This is a genomic window from Lysinibacillus sp. G4S2 (assembly GCF_030348505.1).
GTDB lineage: Bacteria > Bacillota > Bacilli > Bacillales_A > Planococcaceae > Lysinibacillus.
In genome coordinates this window covers 5,115,635-5,128,409 of sequence record NZ_JAUCFJ010000002.1, presented here as the reverse complement: position 1 = coordinate 5,128,409, position 12,775 = coordinate 5,115,635, and the positions used below count along the sequence as shown (strand labels likewise).

General features: G+C 37.1%; 11 protein-coding genes. 9 read left to right on the top strand and 2 right to left on the bottom strand.

Annotated features, from left to right (window positions below; all coding sequences use genetic code 11):
- Window positions 1-187 precede the first annotated feature (187 nt).
- The 3 genes from QUF91_RS26085 (at window position 188) to QUF91_RS26075 (ending at window position 5,316) form a co-directional block, all read left to right on the top strand.
- On the top strand, window positions 188-955 hold the full coding sequence (locus QUF91_RS26085) for an HAD-IIB family hydrolase (RefSeq protein WP_289419827.1): 768 nt from the start codon (window positions 188-190) through the stop codon (window positions 953-955).
- Between the two features lie 131 nt (window positions 956-1,086).
- Window positions 1,087-1,326 carry a hypothetical protein gene (locus tag QUF91_RS26080; protein ID WP_289419826.1) on the top strand — a complete coding sequence of 80 codons (240 nt, stop codon included), beginning with the start codon at window positions 1,087-1,089 and terminating at the stop codon, window positions 1,324-1,326.
- A 450-nt stretch (window positions 1,327-1,776) separates the two neighbouring features.
- Window positions 1,777-5,316 carry an InlB B-repeat-containing protein gene (locus QUF91_RS26075; RefSeq protein ID WP_289419825.1) on the top strand — a complete coding sequence of 1,180 codons (3,540 nt, stop codon included), beginning with the start codon at window positions 1,777-1,779 and terminating at the stop codon, window positions 5,314-5,316.
- Between the two features lie 347 nt (window positions 5,317-5,663).
- Here QUF91_RS26075 and QUF91_RS26070 read toward each other — a convergent pair whose 3' ends face one another.
- Window positions 5,664-7,358 carry a methyl-accepting chemotaxis protein gene (locus QUF91_RS26070; RefSeq protein ID WP_289419824.1) on the bottom strand — a complete coding sequence of 565 codons (1,695 nt, stop codon included), beginning with the start codon at window positions 7,356-7,358 and terminating at the stop codon, window positions 5,664-5,666.
- Between the two features lie 312 nt (window positions 7,359-7,670).
- Here QUF91_RS26070 and QUF91_RS26065 point away from each other — a divergent pair, with 312 nt between their 5' ends.
- The 5 genes from QUF91_RS26065 to QUF91_RS26045 all read left to right on the top strand — a co-directional run bounded on the left by QUF91_RS26065 (window position 7,671) and on the right by QUF91_RS26045 (window position 10,933).
- Window positions 7,671-8,165, top strand: a complete 495-nt coding sequence (locus tag QUF91_RS26065) for a DUF1648 domain-containing protein (protein WP_289419823.1) — start codon at window positions 7,671-7,673, stop codon at window positions 8,163-8,165.
- A gap of 107 nt (window positions 8,166-8,272) precedes the next feature.
- Entirely contained in the window at window positions 8,273-8,929 is a 657-nt protein-coding gene (locus QUF91_RS26060) for a YdeI/OmpD-associated family protein (RefSeq protein ID WP_289419822.1), read from the top strand.
- Between the two features lie 148 nt (window positions 8,930-9,077).
- Window positions 9,078-9,515: a DUF1801 domain-containing protein gene (locus QUF91_RS26055; RefSeq protein WP_285399134.1), complete on the top strand. Its 438-nt coding sequence runs from the start codon at window positions 9,078-9,080 to the stop codon at window positions 9,513-9,515.
- Window positions 9,512-9,889, top strand: a complete 378-nt coding sequence (locus tag QUF91_RS26050) for a VOC family protein (RefSeq protein ID WP_289419821.1) — start codon at window positions 9,512-9,514, stop codon at window positions 9,887-9,889. Before QUF91_RS26055 ends, QUF91_RS26050 begins: the two co-directional genes overlap by 4 nt.
- Before the next feature lie 60 nt (window positions 9,890-9,949).
- Window positions 9,950-10,933 (top strand): GNAT family N-acetyltransferase, encoded by a 984-nt coding sequence (locus tag QUF91_RS26045; protein WP_285399132.1) that lies wholly within the window; start codon window positions 9,950-9,952, stop codon window positions 10,931-10,933.
- Between the two features lie 37 nt (window positions 10,934-10,970).
- On the opposite strand, the gene QUF91_RS26040 is transcribed toward QUF91_RS26045, so the two are convergent.
- Window positions 10,971-11,408 carry an Rrf2 family transcriptional regulator gene (locus QUF91_RS26040; protein WP_285399131.1) on the bottom strand — a complete coding sequence of 146 codons (438 nt, stop codon included), beginning with the start codon at window positions 11,406-11,408 and terminating at the stop codon, window positions 10,971-10,973.
- A gap of 190 nt (window positions 11,409-11,598) precedes the next feature.
- On the opposite strand from QUF91_RS26040, the gene hmpA reads away from it, so the two are divergent.
- Window positions 11,599-12,765, top strand: a complete 1,167-nt coding sequence (gene hmpA / locus QUF91_RS26035; protein WP_289419820.1) for an NO-inducible flavohemoprotein — start codon at window positions 11,599-11,601, stop codon at window positions 12,763-12,765.
- The last annotated feature ends 10 nt before the right edge of the window (window positions 12,766-12,775 follow it).

Sequence of the window (12,775 nt, the reverse complement as noted above, 5' to 3'; positions counted from 1 at the left end):
TAGACGCTAGGCGACTCCTTGCGGCTCATCGGACATCCCCAGGAAGCTTTGCTCTGTGCGAAAGCGAAGCATCAGCAGAAACGGAAATCAGCCCCAAATTATGATAATAATCATTATTTTCGCAATGAATGTAAATATTTATGAGATAATAAATGGGTAATTACTAGTTTAGAAAGAGGGCATGACAATGAAATTTGTATTTGATTTAGACGGTACGATTTGCTTTAAGGGTCAACCATTAAGTGAGGGAATTACTAATGCTTTAGAAGCTTGTATAGAGAATGGGCATGAAATCATTTTTGCATCAGCCCGTCCGATTCGTGATTTATTGCCTGTATTACCTGAAACAATGCGCAAATTTTCAATGGTAGGGGGAAATGGTGCATTTGTCGCACAGAACGGGGAAACTATTGAGGTAACAGCATTTGCAGCAGAAATAGTAGAAGAGGTTCAAAACATTATTGCTAATTTTCAGCTACCGTATTTAGTAGACGGTGATTGGGATTATGCGTATACAGGTAGCGAAGCACATCCAATCTATCAAAATTTAGATCCATTAAAGCTTGCGAAAAAAGTAGCATTACAGGACCTTAAGGATATAGTGAAAATTGTATTATTTCCGGGAGAGCATCTTAATGAAATATTAGCAGCACTAAAAAAACTACCAATCTCGTTGTATGAACATGCTTCCGAAAATATTGTGGATATGAGCCCAAATGGCATAGATAAATGGAATGGTTTAACGAAGCTAGGTATCGCTGAAGGTGATTTTATAGCATTTGGTAATGACGCGAATGATGCGTCAATGTTTGTAAAGGCAAAAGAAAGTGTTTGTGTAGGTGAGCATAAAGTACGTGAGCTTGCATCTTTACAAGTACCAAGTGAGGAAACAGCAGTTATTAAGATGTTAAGTGTGTTAAATGAAAAGTACAAGGAAGAGGCTTTAATTGATTAGATTCCTGTGCTGGGAATCTTTCGCAAATCGAAGAATCCTGTACATATAAATGAATGTCATCGATAGATACCATCTAGGGATAATCAGAGTCCAATTTTCATATAGGAAGATGTTAAAAAGGAGAAGATGATATGGCAGACTCTAACACAATTTTGTTCCTTTGGCAGCTCTCATTTTTCATTTCTGGAGTCACATTAATAGTAGGTATTTTTAAAAAGTCTTGGGTTTTTATGCTGATAAGTACAATTACATTTTTGCCTATAGCATATTATTTTTTAGGAGCAGTAAATGCTTTTAAATACATTGGACTAACACCAATAGTTCTTTTCATAGTAGCTATACTATTTTGGTTTTTAAAAAGAAAATCCTAGGAAGTGAGGACAAAGGAGATAAATGAAATAATTGAATGACATATTACTAGATTCGAAGGGCCTTCCGAATTGTATTTAATGAACAAATACAATTCGGAAGGCTTTTTTTATGGAAAAGATAATTTGTCAACGATGTAGATTATCAAAATATGTTCGAGAATGAACAAATATTGATTTTGTTAATTTTAAAATTAATGTTATGTTTCTGTTGCCGAAAAGGAATTAACATTGTTTTTTTAAAAAATGAATTGGAAGAATCTGATATGTCACTAGGAGGTGATGTGTCGTAATTTCACTTCGGTCGACGTGGTTGAACTCGGATAAATTCGATAGTCAACAAATACTCTAAAGATAGATTTTAATATATTAATAAAGTTTATAACTACTTAATAAAGGGTATCCATTTAATGGGTATTTGTTTGCTTTAAAGTGTTGAAAGGAGATTACTAAATGAAAAAAGTCTTTTTACTATTAGTTTCCATACTTTTGATATTTTCTCAATTAGCATTAAATAGCATCTCTGTTTATGCAACAAGCAATAGTGAAAGCGAGGAAGATTTTATTACAAAGAGTAATAGTAATGATGATAGTCTGCTACTAAGTGATAATGATAATAGAGAAATCGTACAGCTGAGCGATAGCAAAGATGAAAATATTGTGCCAAGTAATATTAATGATTTCAATACACGTAATATTGACGGTGGGGTTGCAATTACAGGCTATACGGGTTTCTCAACAAATATTGTTATTCCTAGTGAGATTAATGGTCGACCAGTTTTAAGAATAGATGGCATGGCATTTGCTTTTAAGGGGTTAGTAAGTGTAAAGATTCCCTCAAGTGTAACAACAATAGGCCCCAGTGCATTTGATGTTAATCGGTTAGAAAGCGTAGAAATCCCATTAGGTGTAACGACAATAGGATACAGTGCATTTGCTAATAATCAATTAAAAACTGTAGAGATTCCAGCGAGTGTAACAACGATAGAAAGCGGAGTATTTAGATATAATCATTTAACAAGTGTCAAGTTATCCCCGCATATAACAACGATAAAGAGCTATGCATTTGCTGATAATCAATTAACAACTGTAGAGATTCCAACGAGTGTAACAACGATAGGAACAGACGCATTTAGAGATAATAAATTAACAAGTGTCAAGCTATCCCCAGGTATCGAAATGATAGAGGCATTTGCATTTTCTAATAATCAATTAAAAAGCGTAGAGATCCCTTCAAGTGTCGTTAAGATAGGAAGGGCTGCATTTGAAAATAATCGATTAACAAGTGTCAAGCTATCTTCAGGTATAACAATGATAGAGATGCGAGCATTTGCTAAAAACCAATTAAGAAGCGTGGAGATTCCGTCAAGTGTGACAAAGATAGAATGGGGTGCATTTAAAGATAATCAATTAGAAGGTGTACAAATTCCAGCTAGTGTTAAGAGCATCGAGGCCAGTGCTTTCTACAATAACCAACTAGGTTTTGTAACATTTCATGGAGAGCCTAATTTCCGATGGTATAAAGATACGCCATTCGATGGGCAATACAAGGAAGGTAAAACGTTTTATGGATGGTATGAAGGTAAGGGCTGTACTAATGAATGGAATAAATCGGTATTACAGCCAATGACCATTTATGCAAAGTGGGATCAGTGCAACTATACTGTCACTTTTGAATCAAACGGAGGAAGTAAGGTACCAACTATAAAAGACGTTTTGGCAGGTAAATTACTCCCAGCTCCATCTATGCCAGTGAAGGAAGGGTATGAATTGGCGGGCTGGTACAAGGATGCAGATCTTACATCAGCATGGGATTTCGATCGTGATGAAGTAACAAAAGACCTCACATTGTATGCGAAATGGACGAAAGCACGTTATAATGTCACTTTCGATTCGAACGGAGGAAGTGAAGTACCAGTTCAAGAAGTAGTGGTAGGTGAACTGTTGGAAGCCCCACCTATGCCAGTGAAAGAAGGGTATGAATTTGCTGGCTGGTATAAGGATACTGAGTTCACAACGACATGGAATTTCGAACATGATGTGGTAACAGAACCATTCACATTGTATGCAAAATGGACGAAAGTACGTTATATTGTCACTTTTGATTCGAACGAGGGAAGTGACGTTTCATCTCAAACAGTGGAATATCAAGAAATAGTGGAAGCCCCGCCCCCTCCGGTGAAAGAAGGGTATGAATTTGCCGGTTGGTATAAGGATGCGGAGTTCACAACAGCATGGGATTTCGACCATGATGTAGTAACAGAACCTCTCACATTGTATGCAAAATGGACAAAGGATGCTCCTTTAGAGCCAAGTTACAAAGTCACTTTTGATTCAAATGGAGGAAGTAAAGTAACGTCAGAAGAAGTGAAAGATGGCGAATTGTTGAAAGCCCCGCCTCCTCCAGTGAAGGAAGGCTATATATTTGTGGGGTGGTATAAGGATACAGAGCTCACAACAGTATGGGATTTCGACCATGATGTAATAACGGAACCGCTCACATTGTATGCAAAATGGGCGAAGGACGACAATCCAGAATCAAGCTATATCGTCACTTTTGATTCAAATGGAGGAAGTGAAGTATCAGCTCAAAAAGTTGTAGCAGGTGAATTGCTGGAAGCCCCGCCTATGCCAGTGAAGAAAGGTTATGAATTTGCTGGTTGGTATAAGGATGTGGATCTCACAACGACATGGGATTTCGACCATGATGTAGTAACAGAAGCCCTAACGTTATATGCAAAATGGACGAAGAACGACAATCCAGAACTAAGCTATATCGTCACTTTCGATTCGAATGGAGGAAATAAAGTACCGTCAGAAGAAGCGAAAGAAGGGGAATTGCTGAAAGCCCCACCTACGCCAGTGAAGGAAGAGTACACATTTGCTGGCTGGTATAAGGATGTAGAGCTTACAAAAGCATGGGATTTTGCAAAAGATATAGTGACAAAAAACGTTACACTGTATGCGAAATGGACAAAGGACAATACTTCTGAAGGGGGATCTGGTGGATCAGGAGGGTCTGGCGGAAGTTGGCTAAACTATAACATCACTTTTGATTCAAACAGAGGTAGTAAAATCCCGTCACAAACAGTAGCTTATAGGGAATTGGTACAATCTCCATCCACACCGGTGAAGGAAGGCTACACATTCGCTGGCTGGTATAAGGATGCGGAGCTAACAAAGGCATGGGATTTCGCGAAAGATGAAGTAATATCAGACATAACATTGTATGCGAAATGGACGAAAGTAAGCTATAGCGTCACTTTTGATTCAAACGGAGGCAGTAAAATCCCATCACAAACAGTGGCATATAGAGCGTTGGTACAATTCCCATCTACACCAGTGAAGGAAGGCTACACATTTACTGGCTGGTATAAGGATGCGGAGCTGACAACGGTGTGGGATTTCGCGAAAGATGAAGTGACAGAAAACCTAACATTGTATGCGAAATGGACGAAAGAAAGTATTGGATGTCAAACTACGTTCAAGGATATTGATAATAACTGGGCACAAGATATGATTGAAGAAATTGCCAAACTATGCATTATTAAAGGCTACCCAGATGGCACTTTCCGACCAAATGATATGATTCAACGTCAGCATGTGGTTATTATGATTGAACGCGCCTTACCTCTAACACCACTCCGAGAAGCTGTACCATTTTTGGATGTCCCACATAGTCATCCTTACTATCAACAAATCACACTACTCCAACAAGCAGGCATTATAGACGGTTCAAACGGAGCTTTCCATCCAAATGCTTATATCACACGTGCACAAATGGCAAAAATAATGGTGCTTGCATTTGGTTTATCGCCAGGAGGTAATAGTACATTCAAGGATGTCGAGCCATCGCACTGGGCAAGTGCGTATATTTCCGCTCTAGCAGACCACAACATTGCGCTAGGCGATGAAGACGGTAATTTTAGACCAAACGAAAACTTAACTCGTGCACAGTTTTCGGCGTTTATGTACAGAGCACTCGGGTTATAACATGAATCGTTGCGTTAATACTGAAAAGGCTGGGGCATAACTGATCAAGACCTTAAAAAGCGCGAGAAATCAATTTTAGAAACATTGATTTCTTGCGCTTTTCTGATGTGAAATATTGTAATTTTGTTTTAAAAAAATACTTATGTCCCAGACTCTTTCTATTTTTGGAAAAACAAGATAGATTAGTCAAGTTTCTTAGGGGTCATTTGAATTATCAAAATATGCTTGAATACCTGAAAATATTGATTTTAACAGTTTTGAAATTCACGCTTTTTTTGTTAATAAATCTTAAGAGTCGTAATGTTAATCATTGCTGAAGAGAGAGCCGCGCCTACTCTTATACATTTTTACTCCACTTTAAAACGCGAAACCTGTGTTTGTAATTCTTCAGCCATGTTTGATAATGTGGCAGCAGAAGCGGCAACTTCTTCAATAGTCGCTAGCTGTTCCTCAGATGCTGAAGCTACATTTTGTAAGTTGGAAGAAGACATTTTTGCAATTGTTGCAATTTCATCGAAGGAAGCGTAAATCTGTTCAGCACTTGATGACATTTCCTCAGAAACTGTCGTTGCTTCTTGAATTTGATTGGATACATGTTCAATCAGTTCGACGATTTTTGAGAATCCTTCCTCAGCTATTCTTACAACTTGCATACCTATTTGAACCTCTTGTGTACCAGTATCCATTACTGTAACTGCACGATTTGTCTCTCGTTGTATTTCTGAAATCAGACTTGCAATTTGTTCAGCAGATTGCTTGGATTGATCAGCTAACTTCTTTACTTCTTCGGCAACTACAGCAAAGCCACGGCCCTGATCCCCTGCACGAGCTGCTTCAATTGCGGCATTCAGTGCTAGTAAATTGGTTTGCTCTGCGATAGCCGTAATGAGGCCAATAATATTTCCGATTTCAACGGAATGATTTCCTAAATTTTTCACAACGCTAGCAGATTCTAAAACGGCTGAATTAATTGTGTCCATTTGAGCAATAACACGTTGTAATGATTCATTCCCTTTGTTAGCTTCTGTATTGGTTTCTATAGCAAGCTCGGAAACGGCAGCCGTGGTTGTAGCTAATTGTTGAATGCCTTTTGTCATGTTTTTCATAGCCTCTGAGCTTTCAGTAGCATTTTTACCTTGAGCTTCGGAGCCACTTGCTACTTCTTGTATGGAGGAAGTAATTTGTTCTGTTGCTTGAATTGTTTGCTCAGCACTTGCCGTTAACTCAGCAGCAGAGCTACTTACCTGCACAGTGTTATGACGTACATTTGTAATAAGATCCTTTAAATTTAGCGCCATTTGATTAAAGGCTAGTGCTAAATCCCCGACTTCATCACGATTTTTTATGTGAATTTGTTCTGCTGTTAAATCGCCCTCAGCAATCTTTTTCGCAGCCTTTGCCATACCTTTAATAGGACGGGAAATAAGTCTTCCTATGACAAAAGCAATTATCAGACTAATGACAACAGCCAACACTCCAAGAATAATCATTTGGAATTTAATAGCTTCTATCTCTTTGGATGTAGCGGCGATTTCTCCTGCGATATACTCCTCTTGGTAGTTGGCAAGGTTTTCTACGCGGTCATCAAACTGTTTAATAATAAGGCGGCCTTGTGTGCTATCAAGCTTTTCATACTGTTCTGTTTCTCCAGCGGACTTTAATGAAAACATGCGATCTGCGAACTGTTGGACATCTTGCTCACTTTTTTGGATAGCCTCTAATAGTTCAATAGATTTTTTAGAATCGAATGATGCCATTAATTCATCGTATTTCTTTTTAAATTCTTCACGCGAATCGGTATTACTTTGAAAATTCTTTTTATCCCCAAGTAATAGATAACCTCTCATACTTACAATTTCTTGTTTAGCAATCACTTGTAGCTTTTGAATACTAAGAGATTTAGTTGTTTGTTCTTCGAGTAACACACGATACGTCTCGTTTACGGAATTAAGCTGTTTAATATTTAACCCGATTGTGCCAACTAACACTAAAATAACAATAAAAAAAGCGAGTATTAATTTCTTGTAGATCGTAAATCGCATAGAATTTAGTTTCCTTTCTCGGTAATTTAGTAGAAATGTTACAAAAAAATGAAATATGTATATACCATTTATATCAGATAATACGAATTTTACAAAGTATTATGAGTATTTTTACATTTGTTAATAGTGTTAAGAAAGAAGTGAATTATAGATAGAGTGATAAAAAAAGTAGAATAAATTGCTATTTCACTGTTCGCGGAAGCGGATAGTTACCGATATAACATTAACAATTATGACAATTTTCTCAAATTTGAAACTTAATGAGTTGGAGTAGCGTAGAATAAATAAAGGAATAAGTGAAGGTGTGAGAAGATGTATAGACCTATTTTGAAATTGCCAAAAACGAAATATGAAAAGATATGGGACTGTATTGGTGGCGGGTTATTCGTGCTATCCATTCTTTATATTTTTGTAATGTGGGGCAAACTATCTGAGGAGATTCCTGGCCATTTTAATGGTGCAGGGGAAGTGGATCGTTGGGGTTCAAAAATGGAATTATTCATTCTTCCGTTTATCGGAATATTTCTATGGTGTTTGCTAGGAGTACTTGAAAAAGCTCCGCATATGCATAATTACCCAGCACGTTTGAACGAAAGTAATGTAGAGGCATTTTATTTAAATAGCCGAAAAACTTTAAATGAAGTGAAAAACCTCTGTCTAATTTTATTTGCAGCGATATCATTCCAAATGGTACGTATTGCCCTTGGAGAGGAAGAGTCTCTTGGGTGGTGGTTCCTACCAATAGTGCTAATTGGAACAGCCATTCCGATTATTAAAGGAATAGTGGCCACTAGAAAAATAAAGTAAACCTCAAACGCCCGAGAAAATGTTCGAGCGTTTTTTTGTACGAAAATTTCACTAAATCAGCTATACTATCAAAACCAAGAGGAATAATTAGAAGAGGTGTTAAAGCTATGCAAAAGAAATTTAAACTTAAGGATGGATTATCCATTGCCATTCATCATCAACCAGAGGATTTGATTCTAGAAGGGATTTCCCAATCAGGAGATGCACCTTATGATCGTATTATTGCCTTTGTGTTTAATCTTGATGAAATGGTAACGTATTTACAAAATGCACAAAAGTTAAACACTCTCGAAGAACAGGGCTATTTATTTTTTGTTTATCCGAAAAAGGGTAATAAGAAGTATGAACAGTTTATCCATCGTGATGAGATTTTTCCAGCTATTCAAGTGGACGAGGAAAAATATATTGTTGGCAGTGATTATAAATTTGCAAGTCTTATGTCTTTAGATGAGACATTTTCTATATTAAGTATTAAGAGAGATGGCAAAGGACGCGGCAAGAAGAAGACAGCGAGTAGTCAATGTGTAAGTGACTATGAAGGGATGATTCCTCAATTGCGTGATGCTCTTGCAGAACATCCAGATGATTTAGCATTTTATGATGGATTAACATCGGGTTATCAAAAGGATTGGGCTCGTTATATCTATAGTGCGAAAAAGGAAGAGACGCAGGTTGCACGTTTAGAGGAGATGCGTGAAATTATTGGATTAGGCTACAAAACAAAGGAATTATATCGAAAGGCAAAGGCAGAGGGTAAAGCATAAATGACAAAGACGCTTCATTGATCATTTTAAGATGTCATATGGATGATGCTATATTCATTGTAAATTGGTCATCTTATAATTAGCCATGATGTGAAATAAGTAGGATTCATTAGATAGCAATAATACTATATTGAAGAGAGGGCAGAATATGAAAAACACATATATTGAACAAGTGGATGAAAAGTGGCGAGAGGGGTTTGCCAAACTTGTGGATGTGGTTGAAAGTAACTTACCAGAGGGTTTTGAAGAAAATATGTATTATGACATGATAAGCTATGTTGTCCCGTTATCTACTTATCCGAAGGGCTACCATTGTACACCGAATACTCCTTTACCCTTTATAAGTCTTGCTGCACAAAAACGTCATATTGCGGTTTATCATATGGGCATTTATGCAGATCAAGCGTTACTCTCGTGGTTCCAAGAGGAATATGCGAAACGAGTATCGACAAAGCTTAATATGGGGAAAAGCTGTATTCGTTTTACAAACACTAAAAATATTCCGTATGAATTAATTGGAGAGCTTGTTTCGAAAATGACACCAGCACAATGGATTACAAAATACGAGGGAGAGATAAATAAATGAAAAGTGCCACTACATTTCTAATGTTTCAAGGGCAGGCGAATGAAGCTATCCAGCAATATCAACAATGGTTTTCCGATTTACAGATCGAAAGTTTAACTTATATGGAAAATTCACAACAGGTTGCAATGGCTATCCTTCATTTAAAGGGTCTAAAAATTATGATGAATGATAGTGTAATCCAGCATGACTTTACATTTACACCGTCAACTTCTATTTATGTGGAATGTGATTCTGCGGAGGAAATCGGTAGTCTGGTTACTCAAATTTTAGAAGGTGGACAGGCGTTAATGCCACTTGATAATTATGGATTTTCTAAGCAATTTGCCTGGATTCAAGATCGCTTTGGTGTATCCTGGCAGCTAACGTATAATTGAAGTTGAATCAATCACACGTTTTGGTAAAGAGTCCAAAATATGTAAAAGGAGAATGGAATAATGACAGTAACTTTAGTGAGACACGATATAAAATATGCTGAAGCAATGCATGCGTTGTCTTCCATGCCACAGGTTCGAGATGCACTAGGGTTACCTGTTGGCAAAGTTGAAGATACGATTAACTTTATTAAACGGGAATGTGTGGATGAAGAGGCTGGAAAGACAGTTCCTCGTGTTGTCTTAGATGAGGAAGGACAACTTATTGGTGTGACGGCTTTAATGTTTATTGATCACAATAAAAAGAGTTGTCACATTGGCTCATGGCTAGGCTATGAATTTTGGGGGAAAGGCTATAATCTTGAATCAAAAGTTGCCATTTTAGATATAGCATTTTTTGAGTTAGGGCTAGAGCATGTTTTTGCAGGAGCTAGGAAGGTTAATATTCGCTCACAAAAGGCACAAGAGAAGTTGCCTTTTATTCGATTAGGAGTAGAAAATGATTACCCTCAGGAGCATTCATGGTTAGAGATTAAAGAAAAGCAACCATGTGTGTTAAATGTTTTTGAACGCAATGATTTTGTCCGATATCGTACAGCATTAAAGAAAGTGGAAGGCGAGAGGGAAGACTACTTACCACAATTATTATTAGCTGATGAAAGTGAAGCTGCTGTTCGAGAATATTTAAATGACGGTGAATTATTCGAAATTAAATGTGGTGAGCAATTAGCAGGTGTAGTGTTACTTCTTGCGCAGTCTGATACGACAGTAGAGTTGAAAAATATAGCGATTGTACCGAAGTATCAGGGGAAAGGGCTAGGGAAGGAAGTACTGCGACAAATCACAACAATTTGTCAATCTCAAGGATATAAAACGATCATAGTTGGAACGGCAAATTCTAGTATTGATAATATTGCATTTTATCAAAAAGCAGGTTTTCGTATGGAAGCCATTGAAAAAGATTTTTTCAGCAATTACCCAGAGCCAATCTATGAAAATGGAATACGTGCACTAGATATGATTTTCTTTTCTAAGGCATTAAAATAATGAAATACCCGTCCAACTTTGAGTTGTGCGGGTATTTTTATTTGCCGAGTAACAGTGCCATCAACTTTTCTTTCGAATGTAAAAAATCATCAAGCGTATAGCGATCTAGGACGGCTAAATAGGCTTGTAGTGCTTCGTACAACACGCCTTTTAGCTGACATTCTGGAGCGATTTTGCATAGATTATTTTCTTTATCAAAGCATTCGACAAGATGAAAATCCTCTTCAGTATGACGTACTATTTCGCCAATTGTTATCGTTGTTGGATCAATTGCTAGGCGAATTCCTCCACCTCGTCCGCGAATCGTTTCAATGTAGCCAAGGAGCCCGAGTTGATGGGTTACCTTCATTAAATGGTTTTTCGAAATATTATAGGCATCTGAAATTTCTTGGATCGTTGATAATTGGCCTTCTTCCTTCGCACCCAAATATATGAGTGTTCGAAGAGAATAATCTGTGTATAAAGTTAAGCGCATAAGAACACCCTACTTTCTATAGTTCAAAATAATTATAGCATTTTTACATTGAAGTATTAAAAATTCAATACTTTTTTAAAGATGTATTTAAAATACATTAATTATGTCCATTTTGTTAAAGATGTATTTTATATATTGCTTTAAGGGATTGATAGCGTTATATTGTAATCACGAAAGGATGGTAAGCGATATGTTAAAACAAGAAACAGTACAAATTATTAAAGCAACAGTTCCTGTATTAGAAGTTCATGGTGTAGAAATTACGAAGACGTTTTACAGAAATATGTTTCAAGCTCATCCAGAATTATTGAATATTTTTAACCATACAAACCAAGAAAAAGGTCGTCAGCAAACAGCGTTAGCAAACACGGTTTATGCTGCTGCAGTTCATATTGAAAATTTAGAAGCTATTTTACCAGCGGTTATGTTAATCGCTCATAAACACCGTAGCCTAGGTATTTTACCTGAGCACTATCCAATTGTTGGAGAAAACTTATTAAAAGCAATTAAAGAAGTGCTTGGTGATGCGGCGACGGATGACATTATTAATGCTTGGGCTGAAGCATATGGTGTCATTGCAGATATCTTCATTCAAGTAGAAGAAGAGCTATATCAAAAAGCTGAGGGTAATGGTGGATGGCGTTTATTTAAACCATTGAAAGTGGCGAAAAAAGTAGTAGAAAGTGATCTTGTAACATCTATTTACTTTGAAAATGAAGATGGTTCCCCTCTACCAGCTTATGAGCCAGGTCAATATATCAGTATTCGTGTGAAAGTACTGGGCGAAGAGTATTTAATGAACCGTCAGTATACGCTTTCGCAAGCGAGTGCTAAAGATGGCTATCGCATTTCTGTGAAACGTGAAAGTGACCATACGCCGAATGGAAAAGTATCAAACTTTATTCACGACGTGTTACAAGTTGGAGATTTAGTAGATGTAAGTGCTCCTGCTGGACTATTTGTTTTAGAAGAAACTTCTGCTCCAATTACTTTTTTAAGCGGTGGTATTGGTGTAACACCGTTAAATAGTATGTTGCAATCAATAGGTGATGATGCGGCAAATGAAGTGAGCTTTATCCAATGTGCGCGCAATGAAAAAGTTGTTGCATTTAGTGATGCTATTCAAGAGAAAGTGAATGCACTTCCAAATGCTACTTACACAGCGTTATATTCGGATGAAGACAAGTTACTTACAAAAGAATTATTAGCTGAAAAAGTAGCCGATAATGCAGAAGTTTACGTATGTGGACCTGTCGGATTTATGGAAGCAGTTATTAAAAATTTACATGAAATTGGCGTGAAAGACGAAAAAATTCATTATGAATTCTTTGGTCCAGCAATGCAACTAGCAAAATAATAATGATGAT

Excerpts from the sequence above, each read along its gene's own strand:
- QUF91_RS26085 (WP_289419827.1), top strand. The coding sequence starts at position 188 with ATGAAATTTGTATTTGATTTAGACGGTACGATTTGCTTTAAGGGTCAA.
- QUF91_RS26080 (WP_289419826.1), top strand. The coding sequence starts at position 1,087 with ATGGCAGACTCTAACACAATTTTGTTCCTTTGGCAGCTCTCATTTTTC.
- QUF91_RS26075 (WP_289419825.1), top strand. The coding sequence starts at position 1,777 with ATGAAAAAAGTCTTTTTACTATTAGTTTCCATACTTTTGATATTTTCT.
- QUF91_RS26070 (WP_289419824.1), bottom strand. The coding sequence starts at position 7,358 with ATGCGATTTACGATCTACAAGAAATTAATACTCGCTTTTTTTATTGTT.
- QUF91_RS26065 (WP_289419823.1), top strand. The coding sequence starts at position 7,671 with ATGTATAGACCTATTTTGAAATTGCCAAAAACGAAATATGAAAAGATA.
- QUF91_RS26060 (WP_289419822.1), top strand. The coding sequence starts at position 8,273 with ATGCAAAAGAAATTTAAACTTAAGGATGGATTATCCATTGCCATTCAT.
- QUF91_RS26055 (WP_285399134.1), top strand. The coding sequence starts at position 9,078 with ATGAAAAACACATATATTGAACAAGTGGATGAAAAGTGGCGAGAGGGG.
- QUF91_RS26050 (WP_289419821.1), top strand. The coding sequence starts at position 9,512 with ATGAAAAGTGCCACTACATTTCTAATGTTTCAAGGGCAGGCGAATGAA.
- QUF91_RS26045 (WP_285399132.1), top strand. The coding sequence starts at position 9,950 with ATGACAGTAACTTTAGTGAGACACGATATAAAATATGCTGAAGCAATG.
- QUF91_RS26040 (WP_285399131.1), bottom strand. The coding sequence starts at position 11,408 with ATGCGCTTAACTTTATACACAGATTATTCTCTTCGAACACTCATATAT.
- hmpA (WP_289419820.1), top strand. The coding sequence starts at position 11,599 with ATGTTAAAACAAGAAACAGTACAAATTATTAAAGCAACAGTTCCTGTA.